Raw genomic sequence first — 24,515 nt, 5'->3', positions numbered from 1 at the left:
GCAGCGCCGACCATTCGGTGATCGCGTTCATCTTGATCGTCTTCGCCTGCTCGTCGGTGAGCAGCGAAGCGTCGAACTTGTCCCACGGAATGTCCTTCTCCATGTCCCAGCGGACAGCTTCGAGCGACCTGTAAAGTTCCGGATAAAGCATGGTGTTCATGATGGTCCCACCCCTGTTCTGCGCAATGCGACTTCTCTAAACGTGACTGTTGCCGCGCAAGCGCGCCACGCGCGCTTTTTGCAGCCAAGACTCTAATTTTACGCGGGAAACCGGCCCGCCGGACGCTGATTCCTCGTCCGGCCGCCGGGCGGCCGCGTCGCCGCCGTTGGGCATGCCGCAACCCGCTCCGTTCGGACGGAGCCGGCCGCGCTTGCCTGAGTGGGGGGCCGGCGCTGGCCGGCTCGTTGGCGCGCCCGTCCCCTGCCCCAGGCGGGTTCCCCGAAAGGTCCCGTGCGGATGCCGGATCGGCGGGCTGCTCGATATGGTGTATACGGCGGCGGCCATGATAGCACGCGTGCATGACGCTTCCGAGACGCCGGCCCGGTCGCGCGCCGCCAACCGGAATGCGGCGATCGGTCGCGGCCGGCCGTCGCGAAAACGCAACCTTGCATTGCGCCTGCGCGTGTCAGACCCGTATTTCGTCGGTCGCGAGGCCGTCTTCGGGCGGCGTGCCGGCCGCCGGCGCGCTGCTGCCGTCCGCCTGCGCGATCCAGCCGGCGAGCGTCTCGCGCTGCGCGCGGCCGTCGCGGTAGCCGAGTTCGATCAGCTCGCGCGTGAAGGCTTCCTCGAACAGCAGGTAGCTGGCGAACGACGCGCCGGCCGGCTGGCTGCCGCCGATCGCGCCGAGCAGCCCGCGCATCGTCGCCGGCATCTGCTTGAGGTGCTTCGCGGCGATCAGCTCGATGCGCTCGGACGGCGCGATCGCGAGCACGTCGACGTGCCGCCAGCCGCTGTCGATCTCGACCTGGTGCGGCAAGTGCTCGATCATCCGGTTGATGTGCTCGATCCGTTCGATGTCCGAGCCGATCGAGTCGAGGAACACGCTCGCGAGCACCTGCTGGCCGATCTGCGCGGGCGTCGGGTAGCCGCGCGCCCGGCCCGCGCCGTTCGCGGCCGGAATCTCGGGCCGCGGGTCGGCGGCGCCCACGACGACGATCCGGTCCGCGCCGAAGTGGATCGCCGGCGACAGCGGCGCGATCTGCCGGATCGAGCCGTCGCCGAAGTACTCGACCTGTCCGTCGAGCACGAGCGGCACGGCGGGAAACACGAACGGAATGGCCGACGACGCGAGCAGGTGCGACGCCGACAGATCGACGAGCCGCGCGGTGCGCTGCGCGCGCCGCCACGCCTGGATCGGCTCGGCGGCCTGGTAGAACGTGAGGTGCCGGCCGCTCGAATAGCTGAGTGCGGTGACCGCGAGCGCGTGCAGCAGGCGCGCCTCGAGCATCTGCTCGATCCGGTGGAAGCTCAGCTCGCGCTGCAGCAGGTGCGCGAGCGGCGTGTTGTCGAGCAGCCCGCGCGGCGAGCGGCGGGCCGCCCAGCCGAACGTCATCGTCGCGAGCCAGCGCGCGCCGGCGCCCGCGATGCCGAGCCAGTCGGTGCGATACACGTAATCGGCGCGCAACGGCTCCCAGAATTCGAGCAGGCGCCGCACGCCATGGGAAAAATCGTCCGCGTGGCTCGCGATCGACGTCGCGTTGATCGCGCCGGCAGACGAACCGCATACGACCGTGAACGGCACCGTGTGCCGCCGCGGATCGGCCTCGCGCGCGATCTCGGCCAGCGCCTTCAGCACGCCGACCTGGTATGCGGCGCGCGCGCCGCCTCCCATCAGAACGAGCGCGAGTCGCATGATCGACCTGCTACCTGCGCCGCATCACGTCGAGCGCTTCGGCGGACGCGTTTCGGGCGACGAAGCGGCCGCCGCGCGCGCCGCGGCCGAACCGGACGGCTTCGCGGCGCGCTTGGCCGCGGGCTTGCGCGGCGCGGCGGCGGCGGGCTTCGCGACGGGTTCCGGCGCGGCGGCGGGCTCGGGCGACGCGGCGCCCGGCGCCGCAGGCTGCATGCCCGGCTGCGCCATCGCGAGGCTCGCGAGCTGGTTGAATTGCGTCTGCAGCAGGTTCCACCAGCCGGCCGGATCGAACGGCTGCTGCGCGGGGTCGCCTTCCGGCGCATCCGCCGCCGGAGCCGCCGCATCCGGTGCGGGCGCGGCCTCGCCCGCCGAGGTTTTCGCGGCCTGCGCGGCGGCGACCGCCGCGTCCTCGGCCGCCGACATCGAGCTCTGCGCGAACGCGCCGAACGCGCGCAGCGTCGCGAGCGTCGCGCGCTGCACCTCGAGCGCCTGGATCGCGGACTGCAGCATCCCGAGATTGAGCTTCAGCCACTGCTCGACCGCGCGCAGATCGGTGATCCGCTTGTCGAGCTCCTCGACGCTCGTGAGCGGCGACATCATGTCGGACATGCTCGACAGCGACGGCGGCAGCCCGTGCGCGGCGCTCGGAAAGGGCGCCATCCCGCCGAACGGCGACATCCGGATCATGTCCCACATCCGGTCCATCATGTCGGCGGGCTGGAACCCGGCAAAGCCGGCGAAAGGGTTGGCGCCGGAGGCATCGGTCGTCATACGGGCATCCTGGTTGACTGGGGGAGCGAGGCGGCCGTGCGTCGCGCGGCCGCCCATGATTCGATCATAGCGCGCGCGTCAGAACGGCGCGTCGCCGGGAAACGCGGGCGGGCGCCGCTCGCGCAGCGAGCGGATGCCTTCCTGCACGTCGGGCCCCGAAAAGCCCATGAATTCGAGCGCGAGCGACGTATCGAAGGTCGGCCCGGCCGTGCGCAGCCAGTTGTTCAGCGCGTACTTGGTCCAGCGGATCGCCGACTGCGAACCGTGCGCGAGCCGTTCGGCCACGTCGTACGCCTTCGGCAGCAGGTCGGCGGGCTCGACCGCGAGCGAGACCAGCCCGATCCGTTCGGCCTCCTCGCCGCTCACGGGCTCGCACAGCATCAGGTAGTACTTCGCCTTCGCCATCCCGCACAGCAGCGGCCACACGATCGCCGCGTGGTCGCCGGCCGCGACGCCGAGCCGCGTGTGGCCGTCGATGATGCGCGCATCCTTCGCGGCGATCGAGATGTCGGCGAGCAGCCCGGCGACGAGCCCCGCGCCGACGGCCGGGCCATGCATCGCCGACACGATCGGCTTGCTGCAATTGATCACGTTGTAGACGAGGTCGCGCGCCTCGCGCCACACGCGGGCGCGCACGTCGAAATCGTTCGCCATGTCCTCGACGAGCGCGAGATCGCCGCCCGCCGAAAAGCCCTTGCCTTCGCCGCGGATCACGGCGACGCGCGTGTCGGGATCGCGATCGACGTCGCGCCAGATGTCGGCGAGCTCGCGATGCATGCGCGCGTTCGCGGTCGCGAGGCCGCTGCGGTTCGCACCCTCGCCGCTCATCACGATATCGAGCACGCCATGATCGCGGCGCGTCACCTTCAGTGCTTCGTAACCGCCGTACGCGGCGAGATCGGCCATCTGCTGCTCCTTGTTCGAGGCGCTCGAACGCTTGAATCGAGTGTAGCCAAGCCCGCGCGGTCAAACATCGGGCGAAACCCGGCGCGCGGGCCGAGGCCGGGTGCCGCCGCCGCGTTGCCTATGCCGCGCCGTCGGGTGGGGAAACCGACTGCTCGATCGCGCCGAAGATCGACTTGCCGGCCGCATCGAACATCTCGATGCGCACGGTATCGCCGTAACGCATGAATTCGGTCTGCGGCGCGCCGTGCTCGATCGTCTCGAGGCAGCGCTTCTCGGCGATGCAGCAGTAGCCGCGCTTCGCATCCTTGTTCGATACCGTACCGGAGCCGACGATCGAGCCGGCACGCAGGTTGCGCGTCTTCGCCGCGTGCGCGATCAGCTGGCCGAAGTGGAACACCATGTCGGTGCCCGCATCGGGCTGCCCCACCTTCTTGCCGTTCCAGTGGACGATCATCGGGCGGTGCACGCGGCCCTCGCGCCATTCGTCGCCGAGCTCGTCCGGCGTGACGGCGACCGGCGCGAACGCGGTGGCGGGCTTGCTCTGGAAGAAGCCGAAGCCCTTCGCGAGTTCGGCCGGAATCAGGTTGCGCAGCGACACGTCGTTCGCGAGCGTGACGAGCCGCACGGCCTTCAGCGCGGCGTCGGGCGACGCGCTCATCGGCACGTCGCCGGTGATCACCGCGACTTCGGCCTCGAAATCGATGCCCCATTCCTCGGACGGGCACACGACGTCGTCGCGCGGCCCCAGGAAATCGTCGCTGCCGCCCTGATACATCAGCGGATCGGTCCAGAACTCGGGCGGCATCTCCGCGCCGCGCGCGCGGCGCACGAGCTCGACGTGGTTCACGTACGCGGAGCCGTCGGCCCACTGGAACGCGCGCGGCAGCGGCGCCATGCAGTTGGCCGGATCGAACGCGAACGCGTTGCGCGCGCGACCGTGGTTCAGTGCGTCGTACAGGTCGCGCAGTTGCGGCGCGTAGAACGCCCAGTCGTCGAGGACGCGCTGCAGCGTCGGCGCGACCGCATCGGCGATCGCCGCGGTGTGCAGGTCGCGCGACACGACGATCAGCTGGCCGTCGCGCGTGCCGTCCTTCAGCGAAGCAAGTTTCATAGGGGGGATCTGCCGTTGTAGTGACGATGGAGGGAATCTATTTTACGATGGTGAATCCATGCGGCGCGCCCCGATCGCGCGCGCCGTTTTCACCCCGTTTCCTGCCGCATTTTCGCGCACCCGTTGCCCATGCCCGCCAGCCCGCTTCCCGACGACGATCTCACCGACTCCGATACCGACGACACCGCGTCCGGCGAACACGGCGAGAAGGTCCGTTCCGGCATCCAGTCGATCGAGGTCGGCTTCCGCCTGCTCGACGTGCTGACGAGCGAGCCGCGCGCGATGATGCTGCGCGATCTCGCGCAGCGCGCGGGCATGAGCCCGGCGAAGGCGCACCGCTACCTGGTCAGCTTCTCGCGGCTCGGCGTCGTGTCGCAGGATCCCGTCTCGGGCCGCTACGAGCTCGGCGGTTTCGCGCTGCAGATGGGCCTCGCGCGGCTCGCGCGCGTCGACGGCGTGAAGCTCGCGCGGATCGCGCTGACCGAATTCCGCGACCGCCTCGACCAGACGGTCGGCATCGCGGTATGGGGCAACCAGGGGCCGACGATCGTGCACTGGATGGAATCGAGCCATCCGGCGAAGGCGTCGCTGAAGCTCGGCGACGTGATGCCGCTGCTCGGCTCCGCGACGGGCCTGCTGTTCGCCGCGTACCTGCCGCGCAGCAAGACCGCCGCGATGCTCGAGCGCGAACTCGCCGATACGCGCCGCTCGCCGCACCACGGCGGCCCGCGCACGCTCGACGAAGTCGACGCGGTGCTCGCCGACGTGCGCCGGCACGAGGCCGCGCGCGTCGAGGGGATGCTGCTGCCGACGATCCACGCGTTCTGCATGCCGGTGTTCGACGCGGTCGGCGAACTCGCGCTCGCGATCGTCGCGCTCGGCCAGGAAGGCTCGTTCGACATCGCGTGGGGCGGCGAGATCGACACGGCGCTGCGCGCGTGCGCGCGGAAACTGTCTTACGAACTCGGCTATAGTCCCGACGCACGCGACGCCTGACGCCTCCGGCTCACCCCACGTCACGCGTCGCGAACGCGCGGCGCATCCGGCGGTCCGATTCCTGTGGCGCGCGCCGCGCGCCCGACGTCACGCACGCGCCCCGACCCCGTTCCGATGCCCATGCAGCCTGCCGACCTTCGCCCGAGTTACGCCCCGCCCCGCCGCTGGCTGCGCGTGGGCGTCGCGCTCGTCGCCGTGCTGGTGCTGCACGCGCTCGCGGGGTTCTGGCTGATGCGCAACCGCGAATCGTTCACGCCGCCGCCGCCCGCCGACATCCCCGTGCAGATCGAACTGCTGAAACCGCGGCCGATCGAACGCCAGCCTGCGCCGCCAGCGTCGAAGCCGGTCGAACGTCCGGCCGCACCCGCCGCGCCGAAGGCGGCCCCGCCGAAACCCGCGCCGCCGGACGAACCGGTCCTCACGTCGACGCAGACGGCCGAGCACGGCGAACCGCCGGCTGCCGCCGCGTCCGCCGCGAGCGGCGTACCGGGCGCGTCGGGCGCGCACGCCGCGCCGGCCGCCGGCGCCAGCGCCGCGACGCCGGGGCCTGCCGCGAGCGGCGTGAAGTTCGCCGCGCCGCCGTCCGGCGACCTGCAGTACGACACGTTCTACAACGGCATGCAGAACATGATCGGCACGATCCGCTGGCGCACCGACGGGCACACCTACGACCTGTCGGTGTCGATGCCCGTGCCGTTCGTCGGCCCGTTCGCCTATCGCAGCGAAGGCCGCATCGATGCATTCGGCGTCGCGCCCGACCGTTACGTCGAGAAGCGGGGCAAGCGGCCGGAGGACATCGCGATCTTCAACCGCGAGATCCGGCAGGTCGTGTTCACGCGCACGCCGAACAACGCGCCGCTGCCCGATGGCGTGCAGGACCGCTTCAGCATGCTGATGCAGTTGTCGGGGCTCGTGCGCGGCAATCCTGCCGCCTACAAGCCGGGCGTCACGCAGCAGTTCTTCGTGATCGACAACAACAGCGGCGAGACCTGGCCGATCACCGTGATCGGCGACGAGCAGGTGCAGACGCAGGCCGGCATCATCGCCGCGCGGCACTTCATGCGCCTGCCGCGCCGCGACGGCGACACGCGCCGCATCGACATGTGGCTCGCGCCGTCGCTCGGCTGGCTGCCCGCGCGGCTCGTGCAGACCGAGCCGAACGGCGCGCAGATCGAGCTGCTGTGGCACGGCCGCCTCGCCGCACCGGACGTGCCTGCGGATGCCGCACCGCCCGGCGGCGCAACGAGCGCGCCCGACGCCGCACCGGCGCCCGATGTGCCGGCCGCGCCGCCCGCGCAAGCGGCGCCGTCCACGCCCGCTGCAACCGTGCAACCACCGGCCTCCTCGGTTGTCACACAGTAAAAAACATGCACGAATCGGCAATTTCGACCGATTACAGTTTTCCCGGAAATGGCCGATGACACTCTTTAACAACTATTTCAGTCCACCGGCTCACAATGAGAAACGTTTGACAGATATCGGCTTCTAACCGATACACCCCACGCGAACGGGAGGAACGGGGTGTGCAGCGCAAGCCCCTTGAAACCGGCAAGGCTTGCCCCACCTAGGGGACAACAAGGCCAGATGCCACTGCGAAGAGGAGTGCCGCCATGCAAATGATCTACAACAGCCCCAACTACTGCGTCGTCGAATTTGCGCCGCAGGCCGGCCATCACCTGATGAATGCCGGCGGATATGAAATCGTCGACAAGAACGCGCAGCGCGAGATCTTCATCGACGGCGAACTTGCCGAACGATTCCGCGCGCACGTGAAGCAGTTGATCGAGGATGAACCGTCGCTCGACGAAGTCGACGAATTCCTCGGACAATTCGACAGCCTGATGATGATGCCCGTCGTGCTGCACTGACGACTCGCGGCCCGGCGCGCCACGCGGCCGGGCCATTCGCCGCGCATCGACGCGGCGCCGCGTGCACTCCGATCCTGCCCCCGTCCGGCTCGCCGGCGGGGGCTTTCATTTGGCGGCCGCCCGGCCGGCGCGGCCAGGGCGGCGACCGCTTGACGCACCGGCTACAATGACGGTTTTCCGTCTTCGCCGGTCTTCCGCCCATGTCTGCGACTCCTCTCGCCGCTTCCGTCCCGCTCGACGCGCGCTACACGCGCGGCGCCGCCCTGCCCGCGCTGCTCAAATCGCGCATCCTGATCCTCGACGGCGCGATGGGCACGATGATCCAGCGCTACAAGCTCGACGAGGCCGCGTATCGCGGCGAGCGCTTCAAGGATTTCCCGCGCGACATCAAGGGCAACAACGAGCTGCTGTCGCTCACGCAGCCGCAGATCATCCGCGAGATCCACGACCAGTACTTCGCGGCCGGCGCCGACATCGTCGAAACCAACACGTTCGGCGCGACGACCGTCGCGCAGGCCGACTACGGGATGGAAGATCTCGTCGTCGAGATGAACGTCGAATCGGCGAAGCTCGCACGCGAATCGGCCGCGAAATACGCGACGCCGGACAAGCCGCGCTTCGTCGCGGGCGCGATCGGGCCGACGCCGAAGACGGCCAGCATCTCGCCGGACGTCAACGATCCGGGCGCCCGCAACGTCACGTTCGACGAGCTGCGCACCGCGTACTACCAGCAGGCGAAGGCGCTGCTCGACGGCGGCGTCGACCTGTTCCTCGTCGAGACGATCTTCGACACGCTGAACGCGAAGGCCGCCCTGTTCGCGCTCGACGAGCTGTTCGAGGACACCGGCGAGCGCCTGCCGATCATGATCTCGGGCACCGTCACCGATGCGTCCGGCCGGATCCTGTCGGGCCAGACCGTCGAGGCGTTCTGGAATTCGCTGCGTCACGCGAAGCCGCTCACGTTCGGCCTGAACTGCGCGCTCGGCGCGGCGCTGATGCGTCCGTACATCGCCGAGCTCGCGAAGCTGTGCGACACCTACGTGTCGTGCTACCCGAACGCGGGCCTGCCGAACCCGATGAGCGACACCGGTTTCGACGAAACGCCCGACGTCACGTCGGGCCTGCTGAAGGAATTCGCGCAGGCCGGGCTCGTGAACCTCGCGGGCGGCTGCTGCGGCACGACGCCCGAGCACATCGCCGAGATCGCGAAGGCGCTCGCCGACGTGAAGCCGCGCCGCTGGCCGAACCAGTACAGCGACAACGCCTGACCCGCCTGCCCCACGTCCTTCATCACCAAATTCGCACCGCCATGACCGATCACATGATGCGCCTTGCCGGCCTCGAGCCGTTCAACGTCACGCCCGGGACGCTCTTCATCAACGTCGGCGAACGCACCAACGTCACCGGCTCGAAGGCGTTCGCACGGATGATCCTCAACGGCCAGTTCGACGAGGCGCTCGCCGTCGCGCGCCAGCAGGTCGAGAACGGCGCGCAGGTGATCGACGTCAACATGGACGAGGCGATGCTCGATTCGAAGGCGGCGATGGTGCGCTTCCTGAACCTGATCGCATCCGAGCCGGACATCGCGCGCGTGCCGATCATGATCGACTCGTCGAAGTGGGACGTGATCGAAGCCGGCCTCAAGTGCGTGCAGGGCAAGGCGATCGTGAACTCGATCTCGCTGAAGGAAGGCGAGGACGCGTTCCGCCACCACGCGAACCTGATCCGCCGCTACGGCGCGGCCGCGGTCGTGATGGCGTTCGACGAGACCGGCCAGGCCGATACGTACGAACGCAAGACCGAGATCTGCAAGCGCTCGTACGACTTCCTCGTGAACGAAGTCGGCTTCCCGCCGGAAGACATCATCTTCGACCCGAACATCTTCGCGGTCGCGACGGGCATCGAGGAGCACAACAACTACGCGGTCGACTTCATCGAGGCGACGCGCTGGATCAAGCAGAACCTGCCGTACGCGAAGGTGAGCGGCGGCGTGTCGAACGTGTCGTTCTCGTTCCGCGGCAACGACCCGGTACGCGAGGCGATCCACACCGTGTTCCTGTATCACGCGATCCAGGCCGGGATGGACATGGGCATCGTGAACGCGGGCCAGCTCGGCGTGTACGCCGATCTCGACGCGGAGCTGCGCGAGCGTGTCGAGGACGTGATCCTGAACCGCCGCGCGGATTCCACCGATCGCCTGCTCGAGATCGCCGACAAGTTCAAGACCGGCGCCGCGAAGAAGGAAGAGAACCTCGAATGGCGCAACCAGCCGGTCGAGAAGCGCCTCGCGCACGCGCTCGTGCACGGCATCACGACCTTCATCGTCGAGGACACCGAAGAAGCGCGCGCGAAGATCGCCGCGGCCGGCGGCCGTCCGATCAACGTGATCGAAGGGCCGCTGATGGACGGGATGAACGTCGTCGGCGACCTGTTCGGCCAGGGCAAGATGTTCCTGCCGCAGGTGGTGAAATCGGCGCGCGTGATGAAGCAGGCGGTCGCGCACCTGATCCCGTTCATCGAGGAAGAAAAGCGCCTGCTCGCGGAAGCGGGCGGCGACGTGCGCGCGAAGGGCAAGATCGTGATCGCGACCGTGAAGGGCGACGTGCACGACATCGGCAAGAACATCGTGTCGGTCGTGCTCCAGTGCAACAACTTCGAAGTGGTCAACATGGGCGTGATGGTCCCGTGCAACGAGATCCTCGCGAAGGCGAAGGTCGAAGGCGCGGACATCATCGGGCTGTCGGGCCTCATCACGCCGAGCCTCGAGGAAATGGCGTACGTCGCGTCCGAAATGCAGCGCGACGACTACTTCCGCGTGAAGAAGATTCCGCTGCTGATCGGCGGCGCGACGACGTCGCGCGTGCACACGGCCGTGAAGATCGCGCCGCACTACGAAGGCCCGGTCGTCTACGTGCCCGATGCGTCGCGCTCGGTGTCGGTCGCGTCGAACCTGCTGTCCGACGAAGGCGCGGCGAAGTATCTCGACGAGCTGAAGTCCGACTACGAGCGAATTCGCGACCAGCACGCGAACCGCAAGGCGCAGCCGATGGTCACGCTCGCCGAGGCGCGCGCGAACAAGACCAAGGTGGACTGGGCCGGCTACCAGCCGGTGAAGCCGAAGTTCATCGGCCGCCGCGTGTTCAGGAACTACGACCTGAACGAGCTCGCGAACTACATCGACTGGGGCCCGTTCTTCCAGACCTGGGATCTCGCCGGCCCGTACCCGGCGATTTTGAATGACGAGATCGTCGGCGAATCGGCGCGGCGCGTGTTCTCCGACGCGAAGTCGATGCTCGCGCGCCTGATCCAGGGGCGCTGGCTGACCGCGAACGGCGTGATCGCGCTGCTGCCGGCGAACACCGTCAACGACGACGACATCGAGATCTACAGCGACGAGTCGCGCTCCGAGGTGCTGCTCACGTGGCGCAACCTGCGCCAGCAGAGCGTGCGCCCGGTGGTCGACGGCGTGATGCGGCCGAACCGCTCGCTCGCCGACTTCATCGCGCCGAAGGAATCGGGCGTCGCCGACTACATCGGGATGTTCGCGGTGACGGCCGGCCTCGGCGTCGACGCGAAGGAAAAGCAGTTCGAAGCCGATCACGACGACTACAGCGCGATCATGCTGAAGGCGCTCGCCGACCGCTTCGCGGAAGCGTTCGCCGAAGCGATGCACGCGCGCGTGCGACGCGAGCTGTGGGGCTATGCGAGCGGCGAGACGCTCGACAACGACGCGCTGATCGCCGAGAAATACGCGGGCATCCGCCCGGCGCCCGGCTACCCGGCCTGCCCCGACCACCTCGTGAAGCGCGACATGTTCGACGTGCTGCACGCGGACGAGATCGGCATGAGCGTGACCGACTCGCTGGCGATGCTGCCGGCGGCGAGCGTGTCGGGCTTCTACCTCGCGCATCCGGACAGCCGTTACTTCTCGGTCGGTAAAATCGGGCAGGATCAACTCGAGGACTATGCACGGCGCATGGCGCTGTCGCTCGACGACGCACGCCGCGCGCTCGCGCCGCAGTTGTAATCGAGCCGCGGCGCGCAGCCGCGACTTACCGTCACGCGCCCCGATCTCGGGGCGCGTTGTCTACCCCACCACTTATTCAGGATAACTAATCTGAATATTCGTCGATCAACGCTGCAATCTCTCGACCCGACACCCCCGCAGCCATGCCTTCCTTCGAGATCAGGATCACCGAAACACCGCTCGACGCCGCCACCCCGTTCCCGCCCACCCGCTATCGCGGCGAAAGCTGGGACCTGAGCCACTTGCGCCCGTTGACGTTCACCTGCGATCTGGAAAACCGGCTTCGACGTGACGGTTCTGGTCCTGTTCTCCTGTCACTGCTTCACACGCAGCCTCAAATGGGACGGGCGGACCCGCGACACCATTCCAGACGACGAGATCTACGACGACGGCCGCGAGACACGCGTGCTCTGCGCGGACCGGTATCGCGCGTCACGGCAGCTGTTGCGCGGCGTGATCGTCGGGCTGGCGACGCGGCGGATCGTTGTCGTGGATGAACGGCAGCCCAATTTCGTGACGGTGGAAGAGGTCGCGTCAGACGGCACGCAGCGCGTGTATGCCGTGTTCTTCGAGGTGGCGAAGGACCGGATCAGGAAACGCCGGCTCATCCTGCGCGTGCAGTCGGCCTACGTGCTGGAGGGCGGACTCACCCGACGCCAGCGGGAAGCCCGGAAAGTCGCGTTGCGCACGTTGCTGCGCGCGAGCCTGGAAGGCCGCAAGATCCGGGCGTAGAAAAACCAACGGCCGCCTTTCGGCAGCCGTCGCATGCGGGATTCTCTTTCCGTCTTTCGACGAAATACCCACTCCAGGTGGGACCCGGTTGCCCGGGCGGCGCTATGTTTTCGCACCCGCTTCCACATAGTCTTGCATTGAATTATAAGGAATTTCACCTATCGGTCAAGGCAGGCCCGCACTGACGCCCCATTTCGTCGCGCCCGCCTTCTGCCCCGTCGCCATTTCATCAGACAAAATAAAAAGCCCGCTCGAAAGCGGGCTTTTTCCTGTCTGGCCGACCGTTCGATCCGCCGGGCAAGGAAGAAGGAAGCTCAGAAGCCCCAGTGCACGTCGGCTTGGCCGGCCTTCGCTTCGCGCAGCATCGTCAGGAACGGCGCGACGCGCTGCGCCAGGCTCGGCGGCACTTCGTGGTGCGCGTGGTCGGCTTCGTCCTCGTGGAAATGGCCGGCGTGCTCGGCGCGCTCCTGCTTGGCCTGCGCGACCGCGCCTTCCAGCTTGGCGATCGCGTGGTCCAGTTCGTCGTGCGTAATGACACCGCGCTCGCCCAGCTGCTTGCCGACGAGACCCAGCACATACACGGCGAAATCCTTCAGCACGTCGAGATCCTGTGCCGCCTTGCTCTTGAACGTAATCATGACAATTCCCTTTTCATCTTGTTGTGCCTGCGCGGCGAGGTTGGGGAACGCCGGCAGACCGGCGTCCGGCCTCGCGGACGCGGGCCGCCTGAGCGGCATATTAGCACCTGTTAAAATTCTGCGATCCCTGAAACGCGCGCTTAAAAAGCGCGCCGGCGGGCCGGCATTTCCGGCCGCCACCAACGAAGCCTTCTACCAGCATGCTGCCAGCACACAAACAGACCCTCGAAGCCCTGCTCGCGGATAGCGTCAAGCAGGTCGCACACGCGCTGAAAGGCGCCGACGCAGCATTCGTCGCCCCGACCATCACGCTGGAGCGCCCGAAGGTCGCCGCGCACGGCGACGTCGCGTGCAACGTCGCGATGCAGCTCGCGAAGCCGCTCGGCACGAACCCGCGCCAGCTCGCCGAACGGATCGTCGCCGCGCTCACCGCGCAGCCGGCCGCGCAAGGCCTCGTCGAAGCCGCCGAGATCGCCGGCCCCGGCTTCATCAACCTGCGCCTGTCGGCGGCCGCGAAGCAGGCGGTGATCGCCGCCGTGTTCGAGCAGGGCCGCGCGTTCGGCACGTCGGATCGCGAGAAAGGCAAGCGGGTGCTGCTCGAATTCGTGTCGGCCAACCCGACCGGCCCGCTGCACGTCGGCCACGGCCGCCAGGCCGCGCTCGGCGACGTGCTCGCGAACGTGATCGCGAGCCAGGGCTACGCGGTGCACCGCGAGTTCTACTACAACGACGCCGGCGTGCAGATCGGCAACCTCGCGATCTCGACGCAGGCGCGCGCCCGCGGCCTGAAGCCGGGCGACGCGGGCTGGCCGGAAGCCGCGTACAACGGCGAGTACATCGCCGACATCGCGCGCGACTACCTGAACGGCGAAACGGTCGCCGCATCGGACGGCGAGCCGGTCAAGGGCGCGGGCGACGTCGAGGATCTCGACGCGATCCGCAAGTTCGCGGTCACGTACCTGCGTCGCGAGCAGGACATGGACCTGCAGGCGTTCGGCGTGAAGTTCGACCAGTACTACCTCGAGTCGTCGCTGTACAGCGAGGGCCGCGTCGAGAAGACGGTCGACGCGCTGGTCAAGGCCGGCATGACCTACGAGCAGGACGGCGCGCTGTGGCTGCGCACGACCGACGAAGGCGACGACAAGGATCGCGTGATGCGCAAGTCGGACGGCACGTACACGTACTTCGTGCCGGACGTCGCATACCACGTGACGAAGTGGGAACGCGGCTTCACGAAGGTGATCAACATCCAGGGTTCGGACCACCACGGCACGATCGCGCGCGTGCGCGCCGGCCTGCAGGGGCTGCACATCGGGATCCCGAAGGGCTATCCCGACTACGTGCTGCACAAGATGGTCACCGTGATGCGCGACGGCCAGGAAGTGAAGATCTCGAAGCGCGCGGGCAGCTACGTGACGGTGCGCGACCTGATCGAATGGTCGGGCGGCGCGGCGGCGGGCCAGGAAGCAGCCCCCGACCTGATCGACGAAGCAACCATCACGCGCGGCCGCGACGCGGTGCGTTTCTTCCTGATCTCGCGCAAGGCCGATACCGAGTTCGTGTTCGACATAGATCTCGCGCTGAAACAGAACGACGAAAACCCGGTCTATTACGTCCAGTACGCGCATGCGCGGATCTGCTCGGTGCTCAACGAACTGAAGTCGCGCTACAACGTCGACGTCGCGCAACTGCCGGGCGCCGACCTGTCGCAGTTGACGAGCGCACAGGCGGCATCGCTGATGCAGAAGCTGGCCCAGTATCCGGACATGCTCACGCACGCGGCGAACGAGCTGGCGCCGCACGCGGTCGCGTTCTACCTGCGCGATCTCGCTGGCGAATTCCACTCGTTCTACAATGCGGAGCGCGTGCTGGTCGACGACGAAGCGCCGCGCAATGCGCGCGCCGCGCTGCTCGCCGCGACCCGGCAGGTGCTCGAGAACGGCCTGACGGTGCTCGGCGTGTCCGCCCCCGCCAAGATGTAAGGATGTCCGCGCGGCCCGAACCGGGCCGCGACTGGCTGCGGCAACGCCCGCCGTCGGATTGCCCGCCGTCGGGCGCCCGTCGCAGCCCTCTCACGATTCTTTTTGCAGGTGACTCAAGCAATGGCACAACCACGCCGAACTTCGAAGCAATCGAAACAAGCCGGAGGGACATTTCTTGGAATCGTACTGGGCCTGATCGTCGGCCTCGCGATCGCCGTGGTGGTGGCGCTCTACATCACGCGTTCGCCGTCGCCGTTCGTGTCGAAGGTCGCGCCGCCGCAGGCCGACAACGGCGCGAGCCAGCCGCAGCAGTTCGACCCGAACCGCGCGCTGCAGGGCAAGACGCCCGGCCAGCCGGTGCCGCAGGCCGCGCAATCCGCACCGCCGAACACCGCGCCCGGCCAGGCCGCGAACCAGACTCAGGGCGGCGGCCTGCTGCCCGAGCCGCAGATCGTCGAAGTGCCGCCGTCGGGCAACGCGAACGGCGCCGCTGGCTCGAGCAACGCCACCGCGTCGAACAATCCGTCGTCGGGCAACGGCGTCGCCGTCGCACCGAAGCCGGCCGACACCACGCCGCCGCCGAAGAAGACGCAACAGGCGCAGCAACAACAGCAGCAAGGCGGTGAGGACGACCTCGCACGCTTCGCCGCGCAGAAGCAGGCGCAGCAGGCCGCCGCGCAAAAGCAGCAGCAACAGCAGCAGGCCGCGAACACGCCGAAGCCGACGTCGTCGGCCGCCGCCGCGGCGGCAGCGGCGAAGCCGCCGACCGCGAACGACGCGAACACCGGCTACTTCCTGCAGGTCGGCGCGTACAAGACGGAAGGCGATGCCGAACAGCAGCGTGCGCGCCTCGGCTTCCAGGGCTTCGAGTCGAAGGTGTCGAAGCGCGACGTCAGCGGCGTGACCTATTTCCGCGTGCGCGTCGGCCCGTTCTCGAAGTTCGAGGATATGAACTCGGCCCGTCAGCGCCTGTCCGATGCAGGTGTCGACACGGCGGTGATCCGCTTCACGAAGCAGTAAGCCAACCGGCCGCGCCCACGCAGAACCCGTTACGTTCCGTAACCCGAGCAACCGATTCGACGTTCACAACATGAAAAAACTGCTTAGCACGCTCCTTCTGTCCCTGGGCCTGGCCGCCGGCCTCGCCCAGGCTTCGCCCGCCGCGCCGGCCGCCGGCAAGGATTTCGAGGTGATGAAGTCGCCGCAGCCGGTGTCGGCGCCGGCCGGCAAGGTCGAGGTGATCGAGTTCTTCTGGTACGGCTGCCCGCACTGCTACGAATTCGAGCCGACGATCGAGGCCTGGGTGAAGAAGCAGGGCAACAACATCGACTTCAAGCGCGTGCCGGTCGCATTCCGTGACGATTTCCTCCCGCACTCGAAGCTGTTCTACGCGGTGTCCGCGCTCGGCATTTCGGAGAAGGTCACGCCGGCGATCTTCAACGCGATCCACAAGCAGAAGAACTACCTGCTGACGCCGCAGGCGCAGGCCGACTTCCTGGCCACGCAGGGCGTCGACAAGAAGAAGTTCATGGACGCGTACAACTCGTTCAGCGTGCAGGGCGAGGTGAACCAGTCGGCCAAGCTGCTGAAGGACTACGCGATCGACGGCGTGCCGACGGTCGTCGTCCAGGGCAAGTACAAGACGGGCCCCGCTTACACGAACAGCATCCCGGGTACCGCCCAGGTGCTCGACTTCCTCGTGAAGCAGGTTCAGGACAAGAAGCTCTGATCCCCGCCCGCGCGCCGGCATGACTACTCCGCTGAAGGTCTTCATCACCGGCGCGTCGAGCGGCCTCGGCCTCGCGATGGCCGAGGAATACGCCCGCCAGGGCGCCACGCTCGCGCTCGTCGCGCGCCGCACCGATGCACTCGATGCGTTCGCGCGGCGGTTCCCGAAGCTGTCCATCTCCGTCTATTCCGCCGACGTGCGCGACGCCGATGCGCTGGCCACCGCCGCCGCGTCGTTCATCGCCGCGCACGGCTGCCCCGACGTCGTGATCGCGAACGCGGGCATCAGCCAGGGCGCCGTCACGGGCCAGGGCGACCTCGCGACGTTCCGCGACGTGATGGACATCAACTACTACGGGATGGTCGCGACGTTCGAGCCGTTCGTCGGCCCGATGACGGCCGCGCGCCACGGCACGCTGGTCGGCGTCGCGAGCGTCGCCGGCGTGCGCGGGCTGCCCGGCTCCGGCGCGTACAGCGCGTCGAAATCGGCCGCGATCAAGTATCTCGAATCGCTGCGCGTCGAGTTGCGCCCGGCCGGCGTCGGCGTCGTGACGATCGCGCCCGGCTACATTCGCACGCCGATGACCGCGCACAACCCGTACCGGATGCCGTTCCTGATGGACGCCGACCGCTTCGCCGCGCGCGCGGCGCGGGCGATCGCCCGGCAGCACGCGTTCCGCGTGATTCCGTGGCAGATGGGCGTCGTCGCGAAGGTGCTGCACGTGCTGCCGCGCTGGCTGTACGACCGCCTGTTCGAGAAGGCGCCGCGCAAGCCGAAGGCCGGCGCGCACTAAGTGCGCCGTGGATCCGGCGAGCGCCTCGCCGGGTCGCTGTCGGGCCTTGGCCCGGTCTGCCTCGCCATACCGCGCGAATCCGCGCGGGCCTCTACCTTCGTGTCGCGCCACATACCGCGCACCGCTGCCGCGATCCTGTCCGTTCCGTCGCTCGCGCCGCGCATTCGCATTCGCATTCGCAGCCGCCCGCCTCGCCCCTCGCCTTCCGCGCCGCGCTCGCCCTCTCCGCACGGCCGCATCAACACCCGTTCCGTCGCCATCGCAGCCGTTTTTCGGTCAATTCGTCGCGTTCCGGCGCCTTTTTCCACGCGTCGCGCGCTTTGACGGTATCCTATTCGCCAGCCGCGCCGGCCCTGCCCGCTGCCGGGCCGCGCCCGCCTCCGTCATCCAGCGAAAAACACAAGCAACGTGGGAGATCCTATGCACGTCAAGCTATTCGCCGCGGCCGCCGTGGCCGCGGCCCTTGCCGCTCCCGGCCTCGCCGCCGCCAAGCCGCTCACCGTCTGCACGGAATCGAGCCCGGACGGCTTCGACGTCGTGCAGTACAACTCGCTCGTCACGACCAACGCGTCGGCCGACGTGATCTTCAACACGCTCGTGTCCTACGACGAAGCCGCGAAGAAGGTCGTGCCCGCGCTCGCGGACAAATGGGAAGCAAGCGCCGACGGCCTCACGTACACGTTCCACCTGCGCCCGAACGTCGCGTTCCAGACCACCGACTACTTCAAGCCGGGCCGCCCGCTGAACGCCGACGACGTCGTGTTCACGTTCACGCGGATGCTCGACGATGCGAATCCGTGGCACAAGGTGGCCGGCGCGAGCGGCTTCCCGCATGCGCAGTCGATGGGCCTCGTGAAGCTCGTGAAATCGGTGACGAAGGTCGACGACAGCACGGTGAAGTTCGTGCTGAACGAGCCGAACGCGACGTTCGTGCCGATCCTGACGATGGGCTTCGCGTCGATCTACTCGGCCGAGTACGCGGACCAGTTGCTCAAGGCCGGCAAGCAGGCCGACCTGAACGCGAAGCCGGTCGGCACCGGCCCGTTCGTGCTGAAGAGCTATACGAAGGACGCACTGATCCGCTACGACGTGAACCCGACCTACTGGGGCGCGAAGCCGAAGGTCGATCGATTGATCTACGCGATCACGCCCGATGCATCGGTGCGCATGCAGAAGGTGAAGGCCGGCGAATGCCAGATCGCGCTGTCGCCGAAGCCGCAAGACGTGCTCGCCGCGAAGGGCGACAGCGCGCTGAAGGTCGTGCAGACGCCTGCGTTCATGACCGCGTTCGTCGCGCTGAACACGCAGAAGAAGCCGCTCGACAACGACAAGGTGCGCGAGGCGCTGAATCTCGCGTTCGACCGCGCGACCTACCTGAAGGTCGTGTTCGACAACACCGCGACGGCCGCGAACAATCCGTATCCGCCGAACACGTGGAGCTACGCGAAGGACATCGCGCCGTATGCGTACGATCCCGCGAAGGCGAAGCAGCTGCTCGCGCAGGCCGGCTTCCCGAACGGCTTCTCGACGACGATCTGGACGCGCCCGACCGGCAGCGTGCTGAACCCGAATCCGAAAGCCGGCGCCGAACTGCTGCAGGCCGACCTCGCGAAGATCGGCGTGAAAGCGGAAGTGAAAGTGATCGAATGGGGCGAACTGATCAAGCAGGCGAAGCTCGGCCAGCATGACATGCTGTTCATGGGCTGGGCCGGCGACAACGGCGATCCGGACAACTACCTGTCGCCGCTGTTCAGCTGCAACGCGGTGAAGTCGGGCATCAACTTCGCGCGCTTCTGCGATGCGCAGCTCGACAAGCTGATCGCCGACGGCAAGGCGACCGCCGACCAGGCCAAGCGCGCGAAGCTGTACGAAAGCGCGCAGAAGATCATCCACGACCAGGCGCTGTGGATTCCGCTCGGCTACCCGACCGCGGCCGCGCTGACGCGCACGAACGTGAGCGGCTATCACGTGAGTCCGTTCGGACGGCAGAACTTCGCGACGGTCGCGGTGCAGTAACCTCGCGTGGCGCGCAAGCGACGGCGCACATGCCGCTCGCTTGCGGCCCGCGCGCCGCGCTTGCTACACTGCGCGCTCATTCCTCATACCGGACGCCGGCCAAAGTGAACAACTAAGCCTTCCCGAAATGTTTTCGCCGCCCGTGCCACGCACGCCGCGCGCGAAGGTCTTCACGCATTTTTGGAGGTGCTTATGGCTGCAGCCACTCCCACCGGCGCGCTCGTCGCGCTTCATCACGTTTCCTTCCGCTTCGACGACGGCGTCACGCTGTTCGATTCGCTCGACCTGTCCATCGATCGCACGCCGACCGGCATCGTCGGCCGCAACGGCGTCGGCAAGAGCGTGCTCGCGCAACTGATCGCGGGCCGCCGCGCGCCGAGTGCGGGGACGGTCGAGCGACATGCGCAGGTCGTCTACGTCGCGCAGCAGCACGACCACGACGCCACGGCCGCCCCGCGATCCGTCGCGCAGATCGCCGCGCTCGATGCGCCGCTCGGCGCGCTCGCGCGTCTCGCGGACGGCCGCGCGGCGCCGCACGACTTCGACCTGATCGGCGATCGCTGGGATCTCGCGGAGCGGCTGCGCGCGGCGCTCGACGCGGCCGGCCTGCACGATGTCCGCGCCGACACGCCCGCGCACACGTTGAGCGGCGGCCAGCTCGCGCGCGTCGCGTTGATCGGCGCGCTGCTGTCCGGCGCCGGCCTGCTCGTGCTCGACGAACCGACCAATCATCTCGACGCACCGGGCCGCGCGTGGCTGCGCACGGCGCTCGACGGCTGGCGCGGCGGCGTGGTCATCGTGAGCCACGACCGTGCGCTGCTCGCCGGCGTGCAGCGCATCGTCGAGCTGACGCCGCACGGCGCGCGCTCGTACGGCGGCAACTACGCGCTCTACCGTGCGCAGCGCGACGCGCAACAGGAAGCCGCGCACGCGGCGCTCGACCATGTGCGCAGCGAGCGCGAGCGCGTGCGGCGCAGGCTCGAACAGGAACACGACACGATCCAGCGCCATGCGGCCGCGTCGCTGCGCGACGCGAAGACGGCCAACCTGTCGTCGATGGCGCGCCAGCGCCGCAAGGGCGCCGCGCGCGCCATCATGGGGACGGTCCGGCGTCATCAGAGCGACTTCAAGGCGACGCTCGACACGCGCGTGCAGGAAGCGGCCGCGCGCGTCGAGACCGACGCGCCCGTACTGGTGTCGCTGCCGGGCACGGAGGTCAGCGCGCGCCGCCAGCTGTTCACGCTCGAACGCGCGCAACTGCCGTGGCGCGTCGCGGGCGACGCCGACGCGATCACGTGGTCGGCCAGCGGCGCCGTGCGCATCGCGCTGACGGGCCCGAACGGCTGCGGCAAGTCGACGTTGCTGAGGATGCTCGCGGGCGAGCTGGCGCCGCGCTCAGGCACTTGCACGACGCACGTGAGCGCCGCGTATCTCGACCAGCGGCTCGCACTGCTCGACCCGGAGCGCTCGATCGTCGAGCAACTCGGGCTGCTCGATACGCCGCTCGCCGAAGGCGACCTGCGCAGCCGTCTCGCGCTGCTGCAGCTCGACGCGACACGTGCGACGCAACCGGCGCGGCAACTGAGCGGCGGCGAACGGCTGAAGGCCGCGCTCGCGTGCGCGTTGTGGCGCGGCACGCCCGCGCAACTGCTGCTGCTCGACGAGCCGACCAATCACCTCGATCTCGAATCGGTGCGTGCGATCGAAGCCGCGCTGGCGGGTTTCCCGGGCGCGCTCGTGGTCGCGTCGCACGACGCCGCGTTTCTCGCGGCGCTCGAACCGACGCACACGATGCAGTGGCATCGCGACGGATGGCGTTACGAACCCGTCGTGTAACGATGACGAAGCGCGCTCAGCTGGCGGCGCGGAACCGCAGCACGCCGTCGTCACCCTGCTCGCGCACGAGTTCGCCCGCGAGCCACAGCAGGTTCAGGTGCGCGAGCGCCTCGCCGAGCGCGAACGTCATCTGGTGGATGTCGAGCTCGCGGCGGCGGAACATGATCGGCACGATGTCGGCCGCGCTCATCGGCTTTTCCGCGCACGCGACGCGCACTTCGGCCAGGCGCGCATCGTGGTGTTCGCGCAGTTGCGCGATGCGCGTGCGCACGCCGCGGAACGGCTTGCCGTGCGACGGCAGCACGAGCGTGTCGGGCGACATCGTCTCGTAGCGGCCGAGCGATTCCAGGTACAGCGCGAGCGGGTTCGCTTCGGGCTCGAGGTCGAACACCGACACGTTCGTCGAGATGCGCGGCAGCACCATGTCGCCGGAAATCAGCACGCCGTCGGCTTCGCTGTGGAGCGCGCAATGTTCAGGCGAATGGCCGAAGCCGGTGACGACGCGCCACGTGCGCGCGCCGATCGTCACCGCGTCGCCTTCGCGCAGGCGCCGGTAGCGCGGCGGCACGGCCGGCACCAGATCCGAGTAGTAGCTGCGGCGGTTGCGCAGCTTGTCGAGCGCGGCGGGATCGGTCAGCCCGTGGCGCGCGAAGTGATCGGCGGCGGCCGCGCCGCCCGCGTTCGACCCGTTGCCGGCCGCCATCAGGCAGCCGAACAGGTATTCGCCGAGCGTCATCCACAGCCGCACGTTCCAGCGGCCCTTGTCGCCGCCTTCGCACAGCCAGTTCGCGAGGCCGAAGTGATCGGGGTGACAGTGCGTGACGAGCACGCGCAGCACGGGCAGGCCGTCGAGCTGCGTGTCGAAGATGTGCTCCCAGTGCGTGCGGATCGCGTCCGACGCGATCCCGCAATCGACGACCGTCCAGCCGGCCTGCCCGTCGATCTCGTCGCGCAGCAGCCAGAGATTGATGTGATCGAGCGAGAACGGCAGCGGCATGCGCAGCCAGCGCACGCCGGGCGCGACCTCGAACGTGTCGCCCGCGGCGGGCAGCGTATCGGCGAAGGGGTAGTCGAGTTGGTGTTCCAGGGCATTCATCGGTGGGGCGTCTCGTCGTTATCGGTGCGAAGGCGCGCCGGCGGCACGGCGCGGCGGGCGGTGCGTCGATTCTATCGCCGTCGCGCGAAACACGTGCCCGGCCCCTGCCGACGCGCCAAAAAAAGTTCGTGTCAGAATCGGTTCCGTACCCGTATCTTTACGCGAAGATGCGTCGAACGGCGCCCAACGGCGACCAACACGCCGATAGACGACCATTCGCGCATCACCGCGAAAGTCATTGAAACGCCGACTTGGGCGCTAAAATGGCGAGTGCTTACAGCCCCTTGAACGAGCCTGCACGCGATGAATCACTTCCCCAAACTGCTGTCGTCGCAGATCGGTTTCGACGTCGCGCAAACGATGCTCGAATACTTCGATCGCCATTACCGGATCTTCCGCGAAGCGGCGGTCGATGCGAAGACGCTGTTCGAGCGCGGCGACTGGCACGGGCTGCAGCGGCTCGCGCGCGAGCGGATCACGTCGTACGACGATCGCGTGAAGGAATGCGTCGAGGTGCTGGAAGACGAATACGACGCGGAGAACATCGACGACGAAGTGTGGCAGCAGATCAAGCTGCACTACATCGGCCTGCTCACGTCGCACCGCCAGCCGGAGTGCGCGGAAACCTTCTTCAATTCGGTGTGCTGCAAGATCCTGCACCGCTCGTATTTCAGCAACGATTTCATCTTCGTGCGCCCGGCGATCTCGACCGAGTATCTGGAGAACGACGAGCCGGCCGCGAAACCGACGTACCGCGCGTACTATCCGGGCACCGACGGGCTCGCGGCCACGCTCGAGCGCATCGTCACGAATTTCCAGCTCGAGCCGGCGTTCGAGGATCTCACGCGCGACATCGGCTGCGTGATGCAGGCGATCGACGATGAATTCGGCCACTTCGACGAAGCGCCGAATTTCCAGATCCACGTGCTGTCGTCGCTGTTCTTCCGCAACAAGAGCGCGTACATCGTCGGCCGCATCATCAACGCCGACCGCGTGCTGCCGTTCGCGGTGCCGATCCGCCACGTGCGCCCGGGCGTGCTCGCGCTCGATACCGTGCTGCTGCGCCGCGAGCAGCTGCAGATCATCTTCAGCTTCTCGCATTCGTACTTCCTCGTCGACATGGGCGTGCCGTCCGCGTACGTGGAGTTCCTCTGCACGATCATGCCGGGCAAGCCGAAGGCCGAGATCTACACGTCGGTCGGGCTGCAGAAGCAGGGCAAGAACCTGTTCTACCGCGACCTGCTGCACCATCTGTCGCATTCGAGCGACCGCTTCATCATCGCGCCCGGGATCAAGGGCCTCGTGATGCTCGTGTTCACGCTGCCGTCGTTCCCGTACGTGTTCAAGATCATCAAGGATCAATTCCCGCCGCCGAAGGAAACGACGCGCGCGCAGATCATGGAGAAGTACCAGCTCGTGAAGCGCCACGACCGCCTCGGGCGAATGGCCGACACGCTCGAGTATTCGAGCGTCGCGCTGCCGCTCGCGCGGCTCGATCATGCGCTCGTGCGTGAACTCGAGAAGGAAGTGCCGTCGCTGCTCGAGTACGAGGACGACAAGCTCGTGATCAAGCACCTGTACATCGAGCGCCGGATGACGCCGCTGAACCTGTACCTGCAGAACGGCAGCGACGCGGACGTCGAGCATGGCGTGAAGGAATACGGCAACGCGGTGAAGGAGCTGATGAAGGCGAACATCTTCCCCGGCGACATGCTGTACAAGAACTTCGGCGTCACGCGCCACGGCCGCGTCGTGTTCTACGACTACGACGAGATCGAGTACCTGACCGACTGCAACGTGCGGCGCGTGCCGCCGCCGCGCAACGAGGAAGACGAGCTGTCCGGCGAACCGTGGTATACCGTCGGCCCGCACGACATCTTTCCGGAGACCTACGGGCCGTTCCTGCTCGGCGACCCGCGCGTGCGCAGCGTCTTCATGAAGCATCACGCGGACTTTTTCGATCCGGCGCTGTGGCAGGCGAGCAAGGACAAGCTGATGCAGGGCGAATTGCCCGATTTTTATCCGTACGATGCGGCCCTGCGCTTTAGCGTGCGCTACCCTGCGCGCTTCGGCGCGACGGGCCTCGACGACGGCGCGGGCGACGCACAGCGCGCCGCCTGACGCCGGCAACACCGAATCCGATATCGACCGATTTCCGCCA

Annotated in this window: 19 protein-coding genes and 1 pseudogene; 13 read left to right on the top strand and 7 right to left on the bottom strand. The window is 67.9% G+C overall.

All coding sequences use genetic code 11. The annotated features are described in order from the left end of the window. From C5F75_RS03010 to C5F75_RS02985, 5 genes and pseudogenes are all read right to left on the bottom strand, one after another. Nucleotides 1-160: pseudogene (locus C5F75_RS03010) on the bottom strand (ferritin-like domain-containing protein); the annotation flags it as partial. A 466-nt stretch (nt 161-626) separates the two neighbouring features. Further along, nucleotides 627-1,853 (bottom strand): patatin-like phospholipase family protein, encoded by a 1,227-nt coding sequence (locus C5F75_RS03000; RefSeq protein ID WP_059641366.1) that lies wholly within the window; start codon nt 1,851-1,853, stop codon nt 627-629. 24 nt (nt 1,854-1,877) lie between these two features. Next, on the bottom strand, nt 1,878-2,624 hold the full coding sequence (locus C5F75_RS02995) for a PhaM family polyhydroxyalkanoate granule multifunctional regulatory protein (protein WP_104011856.1): 747 nt from the start codon (nt 2,622-2,624) through the stop codon (nt 1,878-1,880). Between the two features lie 78 nt (nt 2,625-2,702). After that, the gene (locus C5F75_RS02990) at nt 2,703-3,530 is read right to left on the bottom strand and encodes an enoyl-CoA hydratase/isomerase family protein (protein ID WP_059837340.1); all 828 of its coding nucleotides are present in this window, start codon (nt 3,528-3,530) and stop codon (nt 2,703-2,705) included. A 118-nt stretch (nt 3,531-3,648) separates the two neighbouring features. Beyond that, nucleotides 3,649-4,641 (bottom strand): fumarylacetoacetate hydrolase family protein, encoded by a 993-nt coding sequence (locus C5F75_RS02985; RefSeq protein ID WP_059585383.1) that lies wholly within the window; start codon nt 4,639-4,641, stop codon nt 3,649-3,651. Between the two features lie 129 nt (nt 4,642-4,770). On the opposite strand from C5F75_RS02985, the gene C5F75_RS02980 reads away from it, so the two are divergent. The 6 genes from C5F75_RS02980 to C5F75_RS02950 all read left to right on the top strand — a co-directional run bounded on the left by C5F75_RS02980 (nt 4,771) and on the right by C5F75_RS02950 (nt 12,264). After that, entirely contained in the window at nt 4,771-5,637 is an 867-nt protein-coding gene (locus C5F75_RS02980; RefSeq protein WP_059585384.1) for an IclR family transcriptional regulator, read from the top strand. Between the two features lie 114 nt (nt 5,638-5,751). Further along, nucleotides 5,752-6,999 (top strand): DUF3108 domain-containing protein, encoded by a 1,248-nt coding sequence (locus C5F75_RS02975; protein ID WP_104011859.1) that lies wholly within the window; start codon nt 5,752-5,754, stop codon nt 6,997-6,999. A 248-nt stretch (nt 7,000-7,247) separates the two neighbouring features. Beyond that, on the top strand, nt 7,248-7,505 hold the full coding sequence (locus C5F75_RS02965) for a BTH_I0359 family protein (protein WP_006477667.1): 258 nt from the start codon (nt 7,248-7,250) through the stop codon (nt 7,503-7,505). A 200-nt stretch (nt 7,506-7,705) separates the two neighbouring features. Continuing rightward, complete coding sequence (locus C5F75_RS02960; RefSeq protein ID WP_089465184.1) at nt 7,706-8,773, top strand: homocysteine S-methyltransferase family protein; 1,068 nt, start codon at nt 7,706-7,708, stop codon at nt 8,771-8,773. Between the two features lie 41 nt (nt 8,774-8,814). Continuing rightward, nucleotides 8,815-11,532, top strand: a complete 2,718-nt coding sequence (metH, locus tag C5F75_RS02955) for a methionine synthase (RefSeq protein ID WP_181035361.1) — start codon at nt 8,815-8,817, stop codon at nt 11,530-11,532. A 288-nt stretch (nt 11,533-11,820) separates the two neighbouring features. Continuing rightward, nucleotides 11,821-12,264: a hypothetical protein gene (locus C5F75_RS02950; protein ID WP_258048540.1), complete on the top strand. Its 444-nt coding sequence runs from the start codon at nt 11,821-11,823 to the stop codon at nt 12,262-12,264. Nucleotides 12,265-12,578: 314 nt separating this feature from the next. Here C5F75_RS02950 and C5F75_RS02945 read toward each other — a convergent pair whose 3' ends face one another. Further along, on the bottom strand, nt 12,579-12,902 hold the full coding sequence (locus tag C5F75_RS02945; protein ID WP_006489103.1) for a DUF1840 domain-containing protein: 324 nt from the start codon (nt 12,900-12,902) through the stop codon (nt 12,579-12,581). 200 nt (nt 12,903-13,102) lie between these two features. On the opposite strand from C5F75_RS02945, the gene argS reads away from it, so the two are divergent. The 6 genes from argS to C5F75_RS02910 all read left to right on the top strand — a co-directional run bounded on the left by argS (nt 13,103) and on the right by C5F75_RS02910 (nt 21,258). Continuing rightward, a complete protein-coding gene (gene argS, locus C5F75_RS02940) occupies nt 13,103-14,884 on the top strand; it encodes an arginine--tRNA ligase (protein WP_104011855.1) in 1,782 nt (593 codons plus the stop codon). Nucleotides 14,885-15,004: 120 nt separating this feature from the next. Continuing rightward, nucleotides 15,005-15,904, top strand: coding sequence for an SPOR domain-containing protein (locus C5F75_RS02935; RefSeq protein WP_104011854.1), 900 nt, complete (start codon nt 15,005-15,007; stop codon nt 15,902-15,904). 70 nt (nt 15,905-15,974) lie between these two features. Further along, the gene (locus tag C5F75_RS02930; protein ID WP_011694426.1) at nt 15,975-16,613 is read left to right on the top strand and encodes a thiol:disulfide interchange protein DsbA/DsbL; all 639 of its coding nucleotides are present in this window, start codon (nt 15,975-15,977) and stop codon (nt 16,611-16,613) included. Nucleotides 16,614-16,632: 19 nt separating this feature from the next. Then, entirely contained in the window at nt 16,633-17,406 is a 774-nt protein-coding gene (locus C5F75_RS02925) for an SDR family oxidoreductase (RefSeq protein ID WP_059585389.1), read from the top strand. Nucleotides 17,407-17,826: 420 nt separating this feature from the next. Next, the gene (locus C5F75_RS02915) at nt 17,827-19,422 is read left to right on the top strand and encodes an ABC transporter substrate-binding protein (protein ID WP_059585391.1); all 1,596 of its coding nucleotides are present in this window, start codon (nt 17,827-17,829) and stop codon (nt 19,420-19,422) included. A gap of 192 nt (nt 19,423-19,614) precedes the next feature. After that, entirely contained in the window at nt 19,615-21,258 is a 1,644-nt protein-coding gene (locus C5F75_RS02910) for an ABC-F family ATP-binding cassette domain-containing protein (RefSeq protein ID WP_104011853.1), read from the top strand. Nucleotides 21,259-21,274: 16 nt separating this feature from the next. Here C5F75_RS02910 and C5F75_RS02905 read toward each other — a convergent pair whose 3' ends face one another. Then, nucleotides 21,275-22,354, bottom strand: a complete 1,080-nt coding sequence (locus tag C5F75_RS02905; protein WP_104011852.1) for an MBL fold metallo-hydrolase — start codon at nt 22,352-22,354, stop codon at nt 21,275-21,277. Between the two features lie 303 nt (nt 22,355-22,657). Between C5F75_RS02905 and aceK the strand changes: the two genes are divergently transcribed. After that, on the top strand, nt 22,658-24,475 hold the full coding sequence (gene aceK, locus C5F75_RS02895) for a bifunctional isocitrate dehydrogenase kinase/phosphatase (RefSeq protein ID WP_059585394.1): 1,818 nt from the start codon (nt 22,658-22,660) through the stop codon (nt 24,473-24,475). Nucleotides 24,476-24,515: the final 40 nt, after the last annotated feature.

Source organism: Burkholderia anthinoferrum, assembly GCF_002925705.1.
GTDB classification, from domain to species: Bacteria; Pseudomonadota; Gammaproteobacteria; order Burkholderiales; family Burkholderiaceae; genus Burkholderia; species Burkholderia semiarida.
This window is presented reverse-complemented; position numbering and strand designations above follow the sequence as displayed.

Excerpts from the sequence above, each read along its gene's own strand:
- C5F75_RS03000 (WP_059641366.1), bottom strand. The coding sequence starts at position 1,853 with ATGCGACTCGCGCTCGTTCTGATGGGAGGCGGCGCGCGCGCCGCATAC.
- C5F75_RS02995 (WP_104011856.1), bottom strand. The coding sequence starts at position 2,624 with ATGACGACCGATGCCTCCGGCGCCAACCCTTTCGCCGGCTTTGCCGGG.
- C5F75_RS02990 (WP_059837340.1), bottom strand. The coding sequence starts at position 3,530 with ATGGCCGATCTCGCCGCGTACGGCGGTTACGAAGCACTGAAGGTGACG.
- C5F75_RS02985 (WP_059585383.1), bottom strand. The coding sequence starts at position 4,641 with ATGAAACTTGCTTCGCTGAAGGACGGCACGCGCGACGGCCAGCTGATC.
- C5F75_RS02980 (WP_059585384.1), top strand. The coding sequence starts at position 4,771 with ATGCCCGCCAGCCCGCTTCCCGACGACGATCTCACCGACTCCGATACC.
- C5F75_RS02975 (WP_104011859.1), top strand. The coding sequence starts at position 5,752 with ATGCCCATGCAGCCTGCCGACCTTCGCCCGAGTTACGCCCCGCCCCGC.
- C5F75_RS02965 (WP_006477667.1), top strand. The coding sequence starts at position 7,248 with ATGCAAATGATCTACAACAGCCCCAACTACTGCGTCGTCGAATTTGCG.
- C5F75_RS02960 (WP_089465184.1), top strand. The coding sequence starts at position 7,706 with ATGTCTGCGACTCCTCTCGCCGCTTCCGTCCCGCTCGACGCGCGCTAC.
- metH (WP_181035361.1), top strand. The coding sequence starts at position 8,815 with ATGACCGATCACATGATGCGCCTTGCCGGCCTCGAGCCGTTCAACGTC.
- C5F75_RS02945 (WP_006489103.1), bottom strand. The coding sequence starts at position 12,902 with ATGATTACGTTCAAGAGCAAGGCGGCACAGGATCTCGACGTGCTGAAG.
- argS (WP_104011855.1), top strand. The coding sequence starts at position 13,103 with ATGCTGCCAGCACACAAACAGACCCTCGAAGCCCTGCTCGCGGATAGC.
- C5F75_RS02935 (WP_104011854.1), top strand. The coding sequence starts at position 15,005 with ATGGCACAACCACGCCGAACTTCGAAGCAATCGAAACAAGCCGGAGGG.
- C5F75_RS02930 (WP_011694426.1), top strand. The coding sequence starts at position 15,975 with ATGAAAAAACTGCTTAGCACGCTCCTTCTGTCCCTGGGCCTGGCCGCC.
- C5F75_RS02925 (WP_059585389.1), top strand. The coding sequence starts at position 16,633 with ATGACTACTCCGCTGAAGGTCTTCATCACCGGCGCGTCGAGCGGCCTC.
- C5F75_RS02915 (WP_059585391.1), top strand. The coding sequence starts at position 17,827 with ATGCACGTCAAGCTATTCGCCGCGGCCGCCGTGGCCGCGGCCCTTGCC.
- C5F75_RS02910 (WP_104011853.1), top strand. The coding sequence starts at position 19,615 with ATGGCTGCAGCCACTCCCACCGGCGCGCTCGTCGCGCTTCATCACGTT.
- C5F75_RS02905 (WP_104011852.1), bottom strand. The coding sequence starts at position 22,354 with ATGAATGCCCTGGAACACCAACTCGACTACCCCTTCGCCGATACGCTG.
- aceK (WP_059585394.1), top strand. The coding sequence starts at position 22,658 with ATGAATCACTTCCCCAAACTGCTGTCGTCGCAGATCGGTTTCGACGTC.